The sequence below is a fragment of the Ancalomicrobiaceae bacterium S20 genome, from assembly GCA_040269895.1.
Taxonomy (GTDB): domain Bacteria; phylum Pseudomonadota; class Alphaproteobacteria; order Rhizobiales; family Ancalomicrobiaceae; genus Methyloraptor; species Methyloraptor flagellatus.
Window position 1 is genome coordinate 4,750,379 of sequence record CP158568.1, and the last position, 17,639, is coordinate 4,768,017.

Genomic DNA, 17,639 nt, shown 5'->3' on the forward strand with positions numbered 1-17,639 from the left:
CGGCGATCAAGCCTCCGCCGGCCCGAAGCCGCCGCCGGTCGGGGTGATCACCGTGATCGCCTCGCCGGCGTCGAGGGGCGTGGAGAAGCAGCCGGGGCGCTCCTCGAGGCGGCCATCGTTGCGGCGGACGATGTTGCGGCCGATCTCGCCGGGGCCGCCGCCCTCGAGGCCGAACGGGGCGACGCGGCGGGCGCCCGAAAGCAGCGACAGCGTCATCGGTTCGCGGAACCGGATCGTGCGGCGCGTGCCGTCGCCGGCCTTGTGCCGGCCCGTTCCGCCCGAGCCGCGCCGGACCGAGAACTCCTCGAGCACCACGGGGAAGCGCGTTTCCAGGATCTCGGGATCGGTCAGGCGCGAGTTGGTCATGTGGGTGTGGATCGCGGCGGCGCCGTCGAAGCCGGGGCCGGCGGGGGCGCCGGAGCAGATCGTCTCGTAATACTGATAGCGTGCGTTGCCGAAGGTCAGGTTGTTCATCGTTCCCTGCGCGGCGGCGAGAGCGCCGAGCGCGCCGAACAGCGCGTTGGTCACCTGCTGGCTGACCTCGACATTGCCGGCGACGACCGCGGCCGGATATTGCGGCGACAGCATGGATCCCGGCGGCACGACGATGTCGATCGGCTCCAGGCAGCCGGCGTTCATCGGGATGTCGGCATCGACCATGACACGGAAGGCATAGAGCACCGCGGCGCGGGTGACCGGGGCAGGGGCGTTGAAATTGTCCGGCCGCTGCGGGCTCGTGCCGGTGAAGTCGACCGTCGCGCGGCGGGCGGTGCGGTCGACGGTGATCGCGACACGGATCTTCGAGCCGGAATCCTGTTCGAGTTCGAAGCTGCCGTCGTCGAGCCGATCGAGCACGCGGCGCACGCTCTCGGCGGCGTTGTCCTGGACGTGGCGCATGTAGGCCTGGACGGTGTCGAGGCCGAAATGCGCGATCATTTTCTTCAGCTCGGCCGCGCCGCGCGTGTTGGCGGCGATCTGGGCCTTCAGGTCGTTGACGTTCTGGGTCAGGTTGCGGACCGGGTAAGTCGCGCCGGTGAGAAGCGTCTCCAGCGCCGCCTCGCGCAGCACGCCGTTCTCGACCAGCTTGAAATTGTCGATGTAGACGCCTTCCTCCTCGATCGTGGTCGCCTCGATCGACATGGAGCCCGGCGCGATGCCGCCGATGTCCGCGTGGTGACCTCGGCTCGCGACCCAGAAGATGATCCGCTCGCCGTCCTCGTCGAACACCGGGGTGCACACCGTGATGTCGGGCAGATGCGTGCCGCCGTTGTACGGCGCGTTCAGCGCATAGACCTCGCCGGGGCGGATCACCGGATTGCCGGCGATCACGGCCTCGACCGACTTGTCCATCGAGCCGAGATGCACCGGCATGTGCGGCGCGTTGGCGACGAGCGCGCCGGCGGCATCGAAGACCGCGCAGGAGAAGTCGAGCCGCTCCTTGATGTTGACCGAGTAGGCGGTGTTCTGCAGCGCCACGCCCATCTGCTCGGCGATCGACATGAACAGGTTGTTGAAGATCTCCAGCATGACCGGATCGGCGTCGGTGCCGATCGCCTCGGTCTTCGGGCGAGGCGCGATACGGGTCAGCACGAGATCGTCGCGCGGCGTGAGCACGGCCTGCCATCCCGCCTCGACGACGACGGTCTGGTTCGGCTCGATCACGATCGCCGGCCCGCGGACACGGTCGCCGGCACGCATGTCGCGGCGCAGATGGACGGTTGCGTCGTGCCATGTGCCCTGGCTGAAGAACCGTGTCCGATCGGCGACCGGCGCGTCGCGTGTCTCCGTTTCGGTCGCGGCGGTCGATGCCAGCGCTGCCGCGCCGCCGACCGCCTCGATCGAGACGGCTTCGACCACCAGCGGCTTGTCGTGATCGACGAAGCCGAAGCGGGCGCCGTGCAGCGCCAGAAACGTCTCGCGCATCAAAGCTTCGGCCTCGGGGGCGAGTGCGTTTCCGTCGAGGGGCGCGGGCACGTCGAGCGTGGTGTCGGTGCCCTTGTAGCGGATGTGGGCGGTGACGCTGACGGTTACGTCGTCGGCCGCGACGCCCTGCTCGGCGAGTTCGGCGCGGCAGATCGCGGCGAGCCGGCGGGCGGCGTCGCCGAGGGGCGTGCGCATGTCCTCGATCGCGACGTCGATCGTCTCGACGCGCGAAGCGCGGATCGAGGCGAGGCCCATGCCATAGGCCGACAGCAGACCGGAGAGCGGATGGATCAGCACGCTCTCGATGCCGAGCGCGTCGGCGACCAGACAGGCGTGCTGGCCGCCGGCGCCGCCGAAACTGTTCAGCGCATAGGCGGTGATGTCGTAGCCGCGCTGGACCGAGATCTTCTTGACCGCCTCGGCCATGTTGGCGACGGCGATCTTCAGGAAGCCGTCGGCGACCTCCTCCGGGCTGCGGCCGTCCCCGACGCGGGTCGCGAGGTCGGCGAATTTCGTGGCGACGGCGTCGCGGTCGAGCGGCTGGTTCTGGTCGGGGCCGAAGATCGCCGGAAAATGCTGCGGCGACAGCTTGCCGACCATGACATTGGCGTCGGTCACGGTCAGCGGGCCGCCGCGCCGGTAGCTCGCCGGGCCGGGCACGGCGCCAGCGCTCTCCGGACCGACGCGGAAGCGGGCGCCGTCGAAGGCGAGGATCGAGCCGCCACCGGCGGCGACTGTGTGGATCAGCATCATCGGCGCCCGCATGCGCACGCCCGCGACCTCGGTCTCGAAGGCGCGTTCGAAGCTGCCGTCGTAATGGGCGACGTCGGTCGAGGTGCCGCCCATGTCGAAGCCGATCACCTTGTCGAAGCCGGCGGCGCGGCCGGTCTCGGCGAGGCCGACCACGCCGCCGGCCGGACCCGACAGGATCGCGTCGCGGCCCTGGAACCGGTCGGCGCCTGTGAGCCCGCCCGACGACATCATGAACATCAGCCGCGCGCCGGTGCGCGCGACGTCCAGTTCCTCCGAGACCTGCGCGACGTAGCGGCCGAGGATCGGCGACAGATAGGCGTCAACGACTGTCGTGTCGCCACGGCCGACCAGTTTGATGAGCGGCGAGACCGCATGGCTGACCGAGATCTGCGGGAAGCCGATGTCTTTGGCGATCTCGGCGAGCGCGATCTCGTGCGCGGAGTGGCGATAGCCGTGGATCAGCGCGATGGCGACGGCGCGGATACCGGCGTCGAAGGCGGCCTGCAGGTCGCGGCGCGCGGCGTCGCGGTCGAGCGGGCGCTCGACCGTGCCGTCGGCGAGCACGCGCTCGTGGGCCTCGATCACGCGCTCATAGAGCAGCGACGGCTTGACGATGTTCTTGGCGAAGATCTTGCGCCGGTCCTGGTAGCCGATCTCCAGCACGTCGGCGAGGCCGCGCGTGGTGACGAAGGCGGTGCGCTCGCCCTTGCGCTCCAGGAGCGCGTTGGTGGCGACGGTGGTTCCCATGCGGACCTCGCCGATCGCGCCGGTCGGGATCGGCTCGCCCCGGCCGAGGCCGATCAGCTTGCGGATGCCGGCGACCGCGGCGTCGCGGTAGGCGCCGGGGTTCTCCGACAGCATCTTGACGACATGCAGTTTTCCGGAGCCGTCGCGCCCGATCACGTCCGTGAACGTCCCGCCGCGATCGATCCAGAAATCCCACGCCATGCCCGTCGCCTCCGTTGGGTTCGGCGGGACCATGGGGCAAGAACGGTCGGCTGACCAGTGCCTCGGCCGGGGATGTGCCCGGCTCGGACCGGGGCACGGTCGCCCGGTGGGCGAGGCACAAGAGAAAGGCGCGGGCCGCATCGCGGCACCGCGCCTTTGCTTGCTCGAACGGAAGGTCGAGGGCGTCGCCTCAGGGCTTCGGCAGCTGCTGCGGATGCAGCTGGAACAGCCAGGTCTCGGTCAGGGCCGTCTCGCCCTGCTTCAGGTAGGCGCGCAGATCGACCGGCTCGGGGCCCTCGGCCCGGATGTCGAACTGCAGGCGCCAGTTCTTGCTCCAGGTGGTCGTCTCCAGGAACACCGAGGAGATCTCGCCGCGCGACGGCGTGATGACCGCCACCGGCTTCTGGTCCTTGGGGAACTGGTCGAGCGGGCCACCGCCGAACTCGATCGAGAAGCGACGGATCTCCGGCGGGTTGGCGCGGGTATAGGGGAAGCCGCCGCGGCCGATGCGGGTGAACAGCGGGCGGGCGAGGTTGGTCGCCGGGTAGGGCTCGTCGGCGCCCCAGTGCAGGCGGTAGCGGTATTCGAACGACTGGCCGGCCTTCACGGGTTCGCGCGGAACCCAGAAGCAGACCATGTTGTCGAAGTCCTCATGGTCGGTCGGCAGCTCGACGAGCTGCACCGAACCCGGACCCCAGCCGCCGATCGGCTCGATCCAGAGCGAGGGGCGGCGCTCGTAGTTCAGATAGCGGTCGAGATAGGCGGCCGGATCGCGCTGCCGCTGCATCAGGCCGAAGCCGCGCGGGTTGTCGTCGACGAAGGCCGAGGTGTGCGGCTGCGGCGGGTTGACCAGCGGCCTCCAGATGCGCTCGCCGGCACCGGTCCACAGCGCCAGGCCGTCCGAGTCGTGCGCGGCGCGGCGCCACTCGAGCTCATAGCCCTTGTCGTATTCCGAGAACCAGTACATCGAGGTCATCGGCGAGATGCCGAGCTTCTCGACGTCCTTGCGCATGAACAGCGACTTCTCGACGTCCATCACCACGCCTTCGGTGCGGCGGATGGTGAAGCGATAGGCGCCGGTGATCGACGGGCCGTCGAGCAGCGCGTGCACGACCATCGGCTGGTGCTCGGCGGTCGCGGGCGCGAGATAGAACTCGATGAAGTCCGGGAATTCCTCCGGCTTCGGGCCGGCGGTGTTGACGGCGACGCCGCGCGAGGACAGGCCATATTCGCCGAGCGAGCCGATGGCGCGGAAGTAGGAGGCGCCGAGGAAGGCGACCCAGTCCTTCTGGCGCCAGTCGGGACGCGACTTGGCTTCCTTGACCTGGAAGCCGGCGAAGCCGGAATCCTCCGGCAGGCGCTGGGCCGGGCTGTCGTCCGGCATGTCGAAGTATTCCGGCTCGTAGAGCACCTCGCGGGCCTTGTCGCCGTCGACCGAGTACATCTTGATGCCCTTGGGAAAGTATTTGCCCAGGGGGAAGAAGGTCACCGGGTAGACGCCCGGATTGTCGCCGTGCAGGGCGAAGTCGGTCTTGAACTTGATCTTGCCGTGGGCGGTGTAGTCGATCTGATCGACGATGTCCGGCGCCGGCTTGTACGGCATCTGATAGGGCTTGGTCGCCATCTCGCGGGCGCGGGCGACCAGCGCCGCGTAGGAGAAGGGCTTCGCCTGACCGAACTTCAGCGGGATCGCTTGCGCCTCGCGGACGGAGACGCCGAGGCCGGCGAGGAAGGCGGCGGCGGCCGAGGCGGCCAGGAGATCACGGCGGGAAGGATCGGCGCTCATTCGGTCTCTCAAAAACGGGCTCTGGCGACTTCGAAACGGCATCATTGACGGGTCGCCGCGTCAACGATGTAGGACACCCGTCGTTCGCCTGCAATCACGGCGGAAACGAGACCGCGTGCCTTCGTGCGAATTGGTTTCCGCTCCCCGCCCGTCGATCCCGAGCCGGAGGGCGGAGCGCCTTTGCCGGCTCAGGGATCGGCACGTCGAGGCGGCCCCGATCGTCGGTCCACGATCAGGGGCCGACCACCTTCGAACAATCTCTGCGGCCGGACAGGGCGCAGGTCTGCAGCTTGTCGTAGGCGTTCATCTGTTCGAACGCCCACCAGCACAGGCCGAGCAGGACGGCGCCGATCACGAGCATGGTCATGATCGGCGGCTCCTTCTCACGCCGGGGCGGTCGCGGTGGTTGCCGGGTCGAACGGTCGGTCATCTCGGTCACTCCGAAGGCGCCCCCCGACGCGCTTGCCGAGCGTTCCATAGCACGGCTCAAGACCGAGCGGAGCGGCGGCGTCCGTGTCGGGTTTCCGTCGCGCTCCAGCCGTGCCAGATGGCGATGGCCTCGTCGGGACGGGTGCGCTCGATCGTGCGCCGCCCTGCGAAGATCGCGCCGCTCGCGCCGTCGACCGAGATCCAGTCGCCCTCCGCGAGCCGGCCCCCGCCGGTCGCGACATGCCAACCGACGGTCTTCCCGGCCGGGTCGACGGCGAGGCCGGCGCAGCCGACCACGGCGGGCCGACCCATCTGCCGGGCGACGACCGCGGCGTGGGCGGTGCGGCCGCCGGTGGCGGTGACGATGGCACTTGCCGCTGCGAAGCCGGCGATGTCCGAGGTCGAGGTGTCGGGGCGGACCAGCACGACCGGGTCGCCGGCGGTGGCGAGCCGCACGGCCGCCGCGCTGTCGCAGGCGATGCGACCGACCGCAGCGCCGGGCGAGGCGGCGACGCCGGCCGCGATCGGCATTGCGTCGTCGTCGGCGAAGCGGGTCTCGTCGAGCGCGGCCTCGTCGATGCCGTCGAGGCGGGCGAGGGCTTCCGCCGGGGTGATCAGGCCTTCGGCGACATGGTCGACCGCGATCGCCAATGCCGCGCGCGGCGTGCGCTTGGCCGCGCGGGTCTGCAGGAACCAGAGCTCGCCGCGCTCGACCGTGAATTCGACGTCCTGCACGTCATGGAAGGCACGTTCCAGATCGGCGAGCGCGGCGGTGAGCCGCGTCGCGACCTCGGGGAGGCGGGCGGCGAGGCCGTCGAAGCCCGCTGGCGTGCGGCGTCCGGAGACGACGTCCTCGCCCTGGGCGTCGAACAGCAGTTCGACCACCGGCCGAGTTCTCGCCGCGCGCGGGGTCGCGCGAGAAGGCGACGCCGGCCGCCGAACGGGCGTCGGCATTGCCGTAGACCATCGCCTGCACCGTCACGGCGGTGCCTTCGAGATCCTCGTAGCCGTGGAGCTTGCGATAGGTCACGGCCTTCGGCTGCTCCCACGAGGCGAAGACGGCGAGCGCGGCGGCGCGCAACTGATCGAGGGGCGCGGCCGGGATCCGGTGGCCGGCCTCGGCGACATGGTCGAGCGCGGCGCGGACATGGGTCGCGAGCGCGACCGCGTCGAGGTCGCGGTCGCTGTCGACTCCCTCGGCCGCGACCAACGCCTCGAGCGCGTGGGCGAGCGGCGCGGGATCGATGCCGAGCACGGTCTCGGCGTAGGCTTCGAGGAAACGGCGCCGGCAATCGAGCGCGAAGCGCGGATTGCCGGTCAACCGGACGAGACCGGCGGCGGCGTCCTCGGTTGCGCCGACGTCGAGCACGGTCTCCAGCATGCCCGGCATCGAGCGGGCGGCTCCGGAGCGGACGGACACCAGCAGCGGCCGGCGCCGGTCGCCGAACCGGCGGCCGGTCCGCGCCTCCAGGAAGGCGATGCCTTCGGCGAGGGCGTCGTCGAGCGCGGCGAGCGCCTTCGGCTTGCCCTTGGCGAGCTTGGCGTTGAAGGCGACCGGCAGCACGAAGGCCGGCGGCACCGGCAGGCCCATGCGGGCCATGGCCGCGATGTTGGCGGCCTTGTTGCCGACGACTTCCGGTTCCAGCGCCTCGGTCTCCGGGCCGCCGATCAGATGGACGCGTTTCATCGGGGTCTCCTCAGAGCCGGTCGGCATCGGCGTGACGGTTCAGTTCGCCGAGCAGATGCGCGCGCATCAGGTGGCCGGCATGGGCGAAGCGATCGGTGGCCGCCTCGATGCGGCGGGCGCACTGGGTCAGCACGATCGTGCGACGCGGATCGGTCTCGGTGCGGAGCGTGGCGGCCAGTGCGGCGCGCTCCTCGTCGTCGGCGGCATGTTCGAGCGCGAACAGATCCGCCATCGCGGCGAGCGCGTCGTCCATGTCGATGCGGTGGCCGTCGGCGGCGGCGGAGGCCGCATCGGCCATCCGCGCGACCGCCTCGGCGGCGCGCGTTGCGGTCGCGACCAGTCGGGTGAGGTCGCCGTTGCCCGCATCGATGCCCGGTCCCTGCAACAGCGACAGGAAGAACGAGGCCTCCTCGACGTCGTCGATCGCCTGCTCGACCTGATCGATCAGCGGCGCGACCTTGCCCTCGACCTTGAGCCGTTCGGCGGTCGCGCGCAGATCGATGGCCAGCCGGTCGGCCTTCTCCTCGATGCGCTTGGCGGTCGCGGCGGCGCGTACCGCGTCGCCGTGGCCGAGTGCTTCGGCGAGGCCGGCGAGGATCGAGCGCGCGAGGCCGGCCTGGGTCACGACACCCTGCAGGAGCGTGCTGCCGGAGCGTTCGAGCCGGCGCACGAGTTCGGCATCGATGGCGTCGCGGATCAGCCGGTCGGAGCGCGCCGCGAGCAGGCCCTCGCAGGCGATCCTGAGCGCCTGACGCAGGAAGTCGACGGCCTGATCCTCGCCGATCGCGTGATCGAGCCGGACGCCGTAGCCGATGTGGCCGTCGGCGGCGCGCTGGATGGCCCCGTTGACGAGATCGGCGCCGCCGAGCTCCAGAAAGGCGCGGTGGCCGAGGCGCCGGCGCGCCGCCCAGTCGAGCACGCGGATCGCGTCGTCCTTGTCGACGAAGCGCTGCAACTGTTTGCGCGCCTTGTTCCAGTCGATCAGGAACACCAGCGCGGCGCCGACGGCGCTCAGGAACGTGTCGCGCCGGCGCGGGTCGGCAACGTCCAGATGAGCCGTCACGAACTCGAAGGCGGCACCCTCGGCGAGCCCCTCGGCCTTGTGGGCGCTCGGCGCGGTCCAGACCACGTCCTCGAAGGACGAGAACAGGCCGATGAAGAACTTGGCGCGCGAGCGGTGCACGTCGGTGTAGGTGACGTCGACCGCCGCTTCCGTGACGGTCACGCATAGCACGTGCGCATCGGTCGTGCCGATGTCGTTCTGGATCAGCAGCCGCTCGCCCGCGCGTGCCGCGGTGGTGTCGAGGCCGGGATGGTCGAACTTCAGCTTCCGGGTCGCCTCGACACCGGCCATGAAGGCGCTCACCGCCTGTCGATCGTCACCGGCGAGGCCTGAGCAGCGGGCGCCGGCGACATCTTCCTCGGCATGATCGGCGGCAAGGCGGTTCAGCGCCTTGTGCAGGTCCATGATCAGCCGATGCAGGCTGTCGGCACTCTTGGTGCCGGCGGCGGTGATGCGGGCGACCTGCGCGCGGTCGAGGCCGTCGCCGTCGGTCGCGAGATCGGCCGCGAGCGCGGCGAACCGGACCTGGAACGCCGATACGTCGTCGCCGGCCGCACCGGCGGCCGCGATCATCGCCTCGATGTCGGCGCCGAGGTCATGGGCGATCGCGACCGCGCCGGGGGCCGCGAATCGCTCGCCATCCTGCGCGGCCGCACCGCGAATGAAGCCGCGCACGCGATCGGCATCGAGCCCGACCGCGCGGGCCTCGGCGTGGAGATCGCTCGCCGCGCCGCCACGGCCGAACGCCTGTTCGACCGCGGCCTGCAGCGCCGACATCAGCACCTTCGCCCGGTCGTTGGCGTCGAGCCCGGCGCGGATCCGCGCCGGCAGGAGCAGCGCGTTCTCGCCGAGATGTTCGATGATCAGGGTCTTCGCCGTCATGGTCCCCTCCGTCTCTAGGGCGACTATGGCGATGCCGATCGGGGCGGGCCTTGCTCGAAATCATTCACCGGACCGTCACATTGGGACGCCCGCGTGAGCCGCCCGAGCGCGCGGCACGCGCCTACGGGTCGCGACCGGCCGTAGCCGCGCTGCGCTCGACGTGTGCGCCCGGGGCCTGCGCGCCGTCGGGGCACGCCGAGATCACGGCAACATCGCGATCGTTCCATGGTCCGTATGCGTTCTGCACATTGGAATGATCACAGATCCGTGAGGCCGCCTTGTGCCCCTGAGCGGATCGCATTCGGCGACCTACATGCGTTGAACCACTTAAGACCAAGGGACGAGACGACCGGCCGGAAGAGCCGGTTCGCCGCCTTTGGCTCGAGGAGAGGCGGGACTTCACATGATCAATCTGACCATCAACGGCCAGAGCCACGCTCTGGACGTCGACCCGGACATGCCCCTGCTGTGGGTGATCCGGGACATCGTCGGCATGACCGGCACCAAGTTCGGCTGCGGCATGGCGCAATGCGGCGCCTGCACCATCCACGTCGACGGCACGCCGGTGCGCGCGTGCCAGACCGCGGCGTCCGATGCCGTCGGTCGCCAGATCACCACCATCGAAGGCATCGACGGCAAGGTCGCCAAGACCGTGCAGACCGTCTGGACCGAGATGGACGTGCCGCAGTGCGGCTACTGCCAGTCCGGCCAGATCATGTCGGCCGTAGCGCTGCTTTCGACCAACAAGAAGCCCTCCGACGCCGAGATCGACGAGGCCATGCACGGCAACCTGTGCCGCTGCGCGACCTACCATCGGATCCGCGCCGGCATCCATGAAGCCGCCAAGCGCCTGGAGGCCTGAGCCATGTTGAAGCACGTCATGAGCCGCTTCTCGGCCGAGAGCCTCAACGGCGGGACCGCCGCGGCGACCACGTCTCCGCTCGCTGTGCCGTCGCGGCGCGGCTTTCTCCTCGCCACCGCCGCGGCCGGCGCCGCGCTGACCATCGGCTTCCGGCCGCTCGAGGCGGAAGCCGCCGGCGCGCCGCCGGCCATCAAGCCGATGGACGCCCAGCCGTTCGCCGCCTACCTGCGCGTCGCGCCGGACGGCAAGGTCACCGTGATTTCGTCGCAGTTCGACATGGGCCAGGGCTCCTGGCACGGCCTGGCGACCCTGGTCGCCGAGGAACTCGGCTGCGACTTCTCGAAGATCGACGTCGAGGGGGCTGGGGCAACGTCAAGCTCTACGGCAATCTCGCCTTCGGCGGCGCCTTCCAGGGCACCGGCGGCTCGACCTCGATTGCCGCGACCTGGGACCGTTACCGGCTCGCCGGCGCGGCCGCCCGCCTGCTGATCGCGGCGGCGGCCTCGGAGGCCTGGGGCGTGCCGGTCAACGCGATCACTATCGCCAACGGCATCGTCACTGCGTCGGGCAAGTCGGCCGGCATCGGCGATTTCGCCGCCAAGGCAGCGACGCTGCCGGTGCCTGCGGAGATTCCGCTGAAGGAGCCGAAGGACTGGACGCTGATCGGCTCGGAGACGCTGAAGCGCTACGACAGCAAGCCGAAGACCAACGGTACCCAGCAGTTCACCATCGACGTGAAGCTGCCGGGCATGCTGACGGCGGTGATGATCCATCCGCCGATGTTCGGGGCCAAGCTGAAGAGCTTCGACGCCTCCAAGGCCAAGGGCGTCAAGGGCTTCGTCGAGGCGGTGGCGACGCCGCGCGGCGTCGGCGTCGTGGCGGAAAACATGTGGGCCGCGATCAAGGCCCGCGAGGTGATCACCGCGACCTGGGACGAGGCGGAAGCCGAAAAGCGCGGTTCGGCCGAGATCATGGCGCTCTATCGCGATCTCGCCGCCAAGGAGCCGGAGGCGATCGCGCGGACCGAAGGCGACGCCGACAAGGCGATGGCCTCGGCCGCCAAGGTGCTGAAGGCGACCTTCGAGTTCCCGTATCTGGCGCATGCGGCGCTGGAGGCGATGAACGCGGTCGTGCGCATGAACCCGGACGGCACGCTCGACCTTTGGTCCGGCCACCAGTTCCCGGACGTCTACCAGGGCACGGCTGCCAAGATCGCCGGCATCACGCCGGACAAGGTCAAGCTGCATGTGCTGAAGTCCGGCGGCTCGTTCGGCCGGCGCGCCACCACCAACGTCGACTTCATCAGCGAGGTCGTGTTCATCGGCGCCGCGCTCAAGTGGCGGGCACCGGTCAAGCTGCAGTGGACGCGCGAGGACGACATGCGCGCCGGCCAGTATCGTCCGGCCTTCGTGCACGCGATGCAGGCCGGCCTCGACAAGGACGGCAAGCTCGTCGCCTGGACCGATCGGATCGTCGGCCAGTCGATCATGAAGGGCACCATGCTCGAAGCCGGCATGATCAAGAACGGCATCGATCCGGTCTCGGTCGAGGGCTCGGCCAACATCCCCTACGCGATCCCGAACGTGAAGGTCGGGCTCACGACGCCGGATGTGAAGGTGCCGGTGTTGTGGTGGCGCTCGGTCGGCTCGACCCACTCGGCCTATGCGGTGGAGGCGTTCCTCGACGAGGTCGCGGAATCCGCGGGCAAGGATCCGGTCGCATTCCGTCTCGCGATGCTCGAGCACCATCCGCGCCATGCGGGCGTGCTCAAGCTCGCGGCCGAGAAGGCGAACTGGTCGACGCCGCCGGCGCCGGGCCGGTTCCGCGGCATCGCGGTCGCCGAGAGCTTCGGCTCTTACGTCGCGCAGGTGGTCGAGATCTCGCTCGGGGACAAGGGCGCGATCAAGGTCGAGCGCGTCGTCTGCGCGGTCGATTGCGGCATCGCGGTCAATCCGGACGTGATCCGCGCGCAGATGGAAGGCGGCATCGGCTTCGGCCTCGGCGCCATCCTCGGTGAGGAGATCACGCTCTCGGCCGGCAAGGTCGAGCAGGGCAACTACGATGCCTACACGCCGCTGCGCATCGACCAGATGCCGAAGGTCGAGGTGCACATCGTCAAGTCGGCCGAGCGGCCGACCGGCGTCGGTGAACCGGGCGTGCCGCCGATCGGTCCGGCGCTCGCCAACGCGGTCTACAAGGCGACCGGCAAGCGCATCCGCGTGCTGCCCTTCGCCAAGTCGCTGAGCGCCTGATCCGGCTAGGCGCATCGGCACGTAAACAGGCGGGAGGCGGTCCGGACGGACCGCCTCCCGCGACGTTTGGGTGCCTTACGTTGAGGTACTCAAAATGGGAACCTCGAGCGTGGTCGTGCATTGACACAATCGCTGCTGCCGCTGGTGGCAGTGTGGACGTCGGGCCTAGGTCCGTCGCCCCGCTCGCCACAGCAGGCCATGCCGCGGCCGGGGATCCGCTCCGACCGGGCACGGCTTCAACCATGGAGGTGCCATTTGACCGACAAGCTCAGCGTTTTGGTCGTCGATGACGAGGTCCTGGTTCGGATGTCCGCCGTGGACATGCTGGAAGATGCCGGCTTTGCCGTCGTCGGCGACGAGGGATCGGCGGAGGCGGCCCTCACCTGGCTCGACGGTTCGTCTCATCCGCTCGATCTTCTGTTCACCGACCTCACCCTGCCCGGCATGGACGGGCACGCCCTGAGCCACACCGTGCGGGCGAAGCACCCGGGCACGGCGATCGTGATCGTCACCGGGCACGCCGGCCTCGGCGTGCGCGCCAAGGGCGACCGGGTGTTCGAACTCGGCAAGCCCTTCACGGTTGCCCATATCGAGGAACTCAAGAGCCTCGTCTCGGCCGGCGCAGCCGGCTGATCTCCGTTCCGCTGCGCCCCGGCTCGCCGGGGCGCTCGGCGGGACATGTGCCGATGTCATCGACCGAAAATCGGCAGTGTGCGCAATCCGGCAAATTGGATCGGCGATGGATCTTACGTCGGGCGAACTCGTTGTTCGTTGCAGACGCATTCCCGCGCCCCGAGGTCCTGCCCTGCTCCCCTTTTTCCGTTTCAGAATGAGCCCCTGCGGCTCGTCGCCCAGGCCCGAGCGTCGCCATGCGGCGCTCATGGTGCTCGGGACGATGCTGTTTGCGCTGGTCGCGCTCATGGTGCCGGCGCGCGCGGCCGAAGGCGGCGGCCCGTCCGAAGTCACCTTCATCATCCAGGTGCTCATCCTGGTCGCCGCCGGCCGGATCTGTGGCGAGATCGCCCAGCGTCTCGGGCAGCCGGCGGTCATGGGCCAGCTGATTGCCGGGCTGATCCTCGGACCGTCCGTGTTTGGCCTGTTGGCGCCGGACTGGCAGAGGGCGCTGTTTCCGACCGCGCCCGAGCAGAAGGCCATGCTCGATGCCGTGTCGCAGCTCGGCATTCTGATGCTGCTGCTCCTGACCGGCATGGAGACCGATCCCTCGCTGATCCGCCGGGTCGGGCGCGCGGCGGCGAGCGTGTCGCTGACCGGCATCGCGATCCCGTTCGCCTGTGGCGTCGCGGCCGGCGAGATGCTGCCCGACGCGATGCTGCCGCATCCGGAGATGCGGCTGGTGACCTCCCTGTTCCTCGGCACGGCGCTGTCGATCTCCTCGGTGAAGATCGTCGCCATGGTCGTGCGCGAGATGAACTTTCTCTCCCGCGACATCGGCCAGATCATCGTCACCTCGGCGATCATCGACGACACGCTCGGCTGGGTGGTCATCGCGATCACCTTCAGCCTGGCGCGCCATGGCACGGTCGACGCCTGGGCGCTGGGGCAGGCGATCGTCGGCACCTTCGTGTTCCTGGCGCTGTCGTTCACGGTCGGGCGCGTGCTGGTGTTCCGGGCGATCCGCTGGTCGAACGATCATCTGGAGGGCGAATTCCCGGTCATTTCGACCATTCTGGTCATCATGGCCGTGATGGCGCTCGCCACGCATCTGATCGGCGTTCACAGCGTGCTCGGCGCCTTCGTCGCTGGTGTGCTGGTCGGCCAGTCGCCGATCCTGGCTCGCCACGTCGAAGAACAGTTGCGCGGGCTGATCGTGGCGCTGTTCATGCCGGTGTTCTTCGGCCTCGCCGGGCTCGGCGCCGATCTCACCATCCTGAGCAACCCCTATCTGCTCGGGCTGACCGCCGCGCTCGTGCTGATCGCGAGCATCGGCAAGTTCGGCGGCGCGTTCCTCGGCGGCGCGCTCGGCGGGCTCGACCGGCGCGAGAGCCTGGCGCTCGCCTTCGGCATGAATGCGCGCGGCTCCACCGAGGTGATCGTCGCGACCATCGGTCTTCAGATGGGCGCGCTCAGCCACGACCTGTTCACGATGATCGTCGCCATGGCGGTGCTGACCACCATGGTCATGCCGCCGACGCTGCGCTGGGCGCTGGCGCGCATCCCGCTCAGCGAGGATGAGGAGCGCCGGATCGCGCGCGAGGCCTTCGCCGCGACCGGCTTCGTGCCCAATCTCGAAAGGCTCTTGGTGACCGTCGACGGCAGCGCCAACGGCAAGCTCGCCTCGCGGCTGGCCGGGCTCGTCTCCGCGTTCCGGGGCATGCCGGTGACGGTGCTCGATCTGAGGCCGGCGTCGCCGGCCGCCGAACCGGCCGAGGCCCGCAAGCGGCCGGCGGAGGCGGAGATCGTCGAGACCTCGGCCGAGGGGCGGTCCGCGGCTCCGACGATGGCGATGAAGAGATCCGGACGCCGCGGCCGAAAGCAGACCTGATCGTCACCAAGCCGGCCGAGCCGGACGATACCGAGGCCGCAGTCTCGAGCGAGGCGCGCAAGGGCTACGACTTGCTGTTCGTCGGATTGCATCCACTGGTTGCTCCGGAGGGCGGGTTCGGCGGGCCGGTGACGCGGGCCGCGCTCGGCTTCGACGGGCCGTTCGCGATCGCGGCGGCGCGCGGGATCCATGCCGAGCGGCCGGCGGAAGGGCCGCTCGACATTCTGGTGCCGGTCAGCGGCTCGGAAGTGTCGCGGCGCGGCGCGGAAGCGGCCATGGCGATCGCGCGGGCGAGCGGCGCGCGCGTCACCGTGCTGCTGGTCAGCCACGTCGGCACCGAGAGCCGGGGCACCGCCCGGTTCTGGCGGTTGCGGCGGCAGGATGAGGCGGTGCTGAAGGCGATCGTCGAACTGGCCGATCGCTACGGCGTCGCGGTCCGGACGACCGTGCGCGTGCGCCGCGCGCCGGAGGATGCGATCCGCCGACAGGCCGCGGTCGGCCGGCACAATCTGATCGTGCTCGGCGTCAACCGCCGCCCCGGCGAGCGGCTCGCCTTCGGCAAGGTCGCCGAGGCGCTGCTCGACGAGGCCGAGACATCGCTCCTGTTCGTCTCCACGTGATGTGAGCTGGACTTCGTGTTTTACGTGTGTGAACGTCCGCCAACGCGCGAGCGGGGGCGCAATGAACAGGGATCAACTCATCCGAGCTTTGCGGCGCTACGCGCGGAAGCGCGATCTCGATTTCATGGTGGACACGAACCGAGGCAAAGGATCACATTACGTCGTCCGGATCGGTGCGGCCAAGACCACCGTGCAGGACAAGTTGACCCCCGGTCGTATCGCGGCGATCTGCAAACAGTTGAACATAGAATTTTCTGATTTATGATCGTCAGCGTCGGATTCAGTTTCGTCGTGGGGAACCGAGAATGCGTGAAATCTACGCAATGCAATTCGTTCCGGCGGAAGAGGATGGGATCCGTGTGACCTGCCGGGATCTCCCCGGATTGCTTACCTTCGGTGACGACGACGCTGAAGCGACTGAACTTGCCGCCGACGCATTGGCGACGCTCATCGGCCACCTGATCGCCGAGGGGGAGGATCTGCCGATGCCGACGCCACCTCAGCCGGGTGAGCGTCTCATTGAGCTTCCGCCTTCCTTGGCCGTCAAGGCAGCCGTTCACCGAGCTTGGCGCGCGACGGGCTACTCGAAGAGCGATCTCGCACGGCAGCTCTCCATTTCAGTCGACGACGTCGAGCGGATCCTGGATCCTCACCATTCGACCCGCCTCGACCGTATGGTGGAAGCGGCTCGGGTCCTCGGTGTGCGACTTTCCATTGAGGCTACGCCAACGGCGGCCTGAGTCGCCTCACCGTCCGACCAGCTGCTCCTCGATCGCCGCGTAGAGCACCTGCGCCGAGGGCGACAGCGGGCGGTCGCGGACGCGGACGAGGCCGAAGGGCTCGACCGTGATCGGCTCGGAGAACTTCAGGATCTTGAAGTTGCCCGAAGTCACGAACAGTTCGGCGACCGGGATTGCCAGCGGCGCGATCGCCTCGGTCTTGGCGGCCATGACCATGGTCATCAGGATCGAGCCGGTCACCAGCACGCGGTCCGGCGGCGGCACGCCGTGGCGGCGCATGATCGCCTCCAGGCTGCGCCGGAGCAGCGAACCGCGCGGCTGCAGCACCCATTCGCGGTCGTAGAGATCGGCCGGCGTCACCACCGCCTTGTCGGCGAGCGGGTGACTGCGGGCCACCATCAGGCAGCATTCCTCGGCCTTGCATTCGCGATAGACGAAGGGCTGCGGATTGACGCCGGTCGGGATGCGCGCGACCGCGAAATCGAGCTTGGAGGCGAGCAGGCGCTCGGTCAGCACGTCGCTCGTCTCGATGTCGACCGAGACCTGCAGGCGCGACATGCGCGAGCGCACCGCCTTCAGTGCTTCCAGCACGGCATCGACGGCCGGCGCCATCACCGTGCCGATCGCGACCGCGCCGCCTTCGCCGGCCTTCAACGCGGCGATCTCCTCGCCGGCCTGGCCGAGCTCGGACAGCATCGTGCGCGTGCGCCGGATCAGCGCCTCGCCGTACCAGGTCGGTTCGATGCCGCGCGGCAGGCGCTCGAACAGCGGCACGCCGACGATGTCCTCGATCTCGCCGAGCATCTTCGATGCCGCCGGCTGCGACAGGTTCAGCTCCGAGGCGGCGCGGTGGAGCTTGCGATGGTCGTCGAGCGCAACCAGCAGGTTCAGGTGCCTGAGCTTCAGACGGGTTTTCAGCAGGCGTTCGGCCGGCGAGACCCGTTGCGCCGTGCGCTTCGGGGCACGGGCTGGGTCTTTGGCTGGCTCCTCGGGGGCGTCGGGCATGGCTTTCTCCGGCGGCGGGCTTCGTTGGCCCAATGCATATCGAAATGCATATCACGTGTGCCGGGCTTGTCATTAGACAGTTATCGCTTCTGGCCCTTAAGCTCCGGCTCCCGAATATCGGGGCGTCGGGTCGAAGGGCCCCGGCGTGCCGCGGACGGCGGCCTTGCGGGTCGCCGCAACAACAGA

General features: G+C 69.4%; 13 protein-coding genes and 1 pseudogene. 7 read left to right on the forward strand and 7 right to left on the reverse strand.

What is annotated here, in order from left to right; translation table 11 throughout:
- Positions 1 to 6: 6 nt before the first annotated feature.
- The 6 genes from ABS361_21480 to ABS361_21505 form a co-directional block, all read right to left on the reverse strand.
- Positions 7 to 3,624, reverse strand: coding sequence for a hydantoinase B/oxoprolinase family protein (locus ABS361_21480; GenBank protein ID XBY44545.1), 3,618 nt, complete (start codon positions 3,622 to 3,624; stop codon positions 7 to 9).
- Between the two features lie 190 nt (positions 3,625 to 3,814).
- Entirely contained in the window at positions 3,815 to 5,410 is a 1,596-nt protein-coding gene (locus ABS361_21485) for a glucan biosynthesis protein D (protein ID XBY44546.1), read from the reverse strand.
- Between the two features lie 232 nt (positions 5,411 to 5,642).
- Positions 5,643 to 5,777 carry a hypothetical protein gene (locus ABS361_21490; protein XBY44547.1) on the reverse strand — a complete coding sequence of 45 codons (135 nt, stop codon included), beginning with the start codon at positions 5,775 to 5,777 and terminating at the stop codon, positions 5,643 to 5,645.
- A 119-nt stretch (positions 5,778 to 5,896) separates the two neighbouring features.
- Positions 5,897 to 6,574, reverse strand: coding sequence for a PEP-utilizing enzyme (locus tag ABS361_21495; protein ID XBY46976.1), 678 nt, complete (start codon positions 6,572 to 6,574; stop codon positions 5,897 to 5,899).
- 1 nt (position 6,575) lies between these two features.
- Positions 6,576 to 7,526, reverse strand: a complete 951-nt coding sequence (locus tag ABS361_21500; GenBank protein XBY44548.1) for a PEP/pyruvate-binding domain-containing protein — start codon at positions 7,524 to 7,526, stop codon at positions 6,576 to 6,578.
- 10 nt (positions 7,527 to 7,536) lie between these two features.
- Positions 7,537 to 9,471, reverse strand: a complete 1,935-nt coding sequence (locus ABS361_21505; protein ID XBY44549.1) for a hypothetical protein — start codon at positions 9,469 to 9,471, stop codon at positions 7,537 to 7,539.
- 403 nt (positions 9,472 to 9,874) lie between these two features.
- On the opposite strand from ABS361_21505, the gene ABS361_21510 reads away from it, so the two are divergent.
- From ABS361_21510 to ABS361_21540, 7 genes and pseudogenes are all read left to right on the forward strand, one after another.
- The gene (locus ABS361_21510) at positions 9,875 to 10,333 is read left to right on the forward strand and encodes a (2Fe-2S)-binding protein (protein ID XBY44550.1); all 459 of its coding nucleotides are present in this window, start codon (positions 9,875 to 9,877) and stop codon (positions 10,331 to 10,333) included.
- Between the two features lie 18 nt (positions 10,334 to 10,351).
- Positions 10,352 to 12,585 (forward strand): annotated as a pseudogene (locus tag ABS361_21515) (xanthine dehydrogenase family protein molybdopterin-binding subunit).
- 255 nt (positions 12,586 to 12,840) lie between these two features.
- Positions 12,841 to 13,218 carry a response regulator gene (locus ABS361_21520; GenBank protein ID XBY44551.1) on the forward strand — a complete coding sequence of 126 codons (378 nt, stop codon included), beginning with the start codon at positions 12,841 to 12,843 and terminating at the stop codon, positions 13,216 to 13,218.
- Positions 13,219 to 13,465: 247 nt separating this feature from the next.
- Positions 13,466 to 15,088 (forward strand): cation:proton antiporter, encoded by a 1,623-nt coding sequence (locus ABS361_21525; protein ID XBY44552.1) that lies wholly within the window; start codon positions 13,466 to 13,468, stop codon positions 15,086 to 15,088.
- A 71-nt stretch (positions 15,089 to 15,159) separates the two neighbouring features.
- A complete protein-coding gene (locus tag ABS361_21530; protein ID XBY44553.1) occupies positions 15,160 to 15,708 on the forward strand; it encodes a universal stress protein in 549 nt (182 codons plus the stop codon).
- A gap of 61 nt (positions 15,709 to 15,769) precedes the next feature.
- Positions 15,770 to 15,973, forward strand: a complete 204-nt coding sequence (locus ABS361_21535) for a hypothetical protein (GenBank protein XBY44554.1) — start codon at positions 15,770 to 15,772, stop codon at positions 15,971 to 15,973.
- A 40-nt stretch (positions 15,974 to 16,013) separates the two neighbouring features.
- Positions 16,014 to 16,448 (forward strand): type II toxin-antitoxin system HicB family antitoxin, encoded by a 435-nt coding sequence (locus tag ABS361_21540; GenBank protein XBY44555.1) that lies wholly within the window; start codon positions 16,014 to 16,016, stop codon positions 16,446 to 16,448.
- Positions 16,449 to 16,454: 6 nt separating this feature from the next.
- On the opposite strand, the gene ABS361_21545 is transcribed toward ABS361_21540, so the two are convergent.
- Positions 16,455 to 17,453, reverse strand: coding sequence for a LysR family transcriptional regulator (locus ABS361_21545; protein XBY44556.1), 999 nt, complete (start codon positions 17,451 to 17,453; stop codon positions 16,455 to 16,457).
- Positions 17,454 to 17,639 lie beyond the last annotated feature (186 nt).

What these genes read in the sequence shown, in the direction of transcription:
- ABS361_21525 (XBY44552.1), top strand. Translation starts at nt 13,466, where the DNA reads ATGGTGCTCGGGACGATGCTGTTTGCGCTGGTCGCGCTCATGGTGCCG.
- ABS361_21510 (XBY44550.1), top strand. Translation starts at nt 9,875, where the DNA reads ATGATCAATCTGACCATCAACGGCCAGAGCCACGCTCTGGACGTCGAC.
- ABS361_21545 (XBY44556.1), bottom strand. Translation starts at nt 17,453, where the DNA reads ATGCCCGACGCCCCCGAGGAGCCAGCCAAAGACCCAGCCCGTGCCCCG.
- ABS361_21485 (XBY44546.1), bottom strand. Translation starts at nt 5,410, where the DNA reads ATGAGCGCCGATCCTTCCCGCCGTGATCTCCTGGCCGCCTCGGCCGCC.
- ABS361_21500 (XBY44548.1), bottom strand. Translation starts at nt 7,526, where the DNA reads ATGAAACGCGTCCATCTGATCGGCGGCCCGGAGACCGAGGCGCTGGAA.
- ABS361_21480 (XBY44545.1), bottom strand. Translation starts at nt 3,624, where the DNA reads ATGGCGTGGGATTTCTGGATCGATCGCGGCGGGACGTTCACGGACGTG.
- ABS361_21490 (XBY44547.1), bottom strand. Translation starts at nt 5,777, where the DNA reads ATGACCATGCTCGTGATCGGCGCCGTCCTGCTCGGCCTGTGCTGGTGG.
- ABS361_21540 (XBY44555.1), top strand. Translation starts at nt 16,014, where the DNA reads ATGCGTGAAATCTACGCAATGCAATTCGTTCCGGCGGAAGAGGATGGG.
- ABS361_21505 (XBY44549.1), bottom strand. Translation starts at nt 9,471, where the DNA reads ATGACGGCGAAGACCCTGATCATCGAACATCTCGGCGAGAACGCGCTG.
- ABS361_21535 (XBY44554.1), top strand. Translation starts at nt 15,770, where the DNA reads ATGAACAGGGATCAACTCATCCGAGCTTTGCGGCGCTACGCGCGGAAG.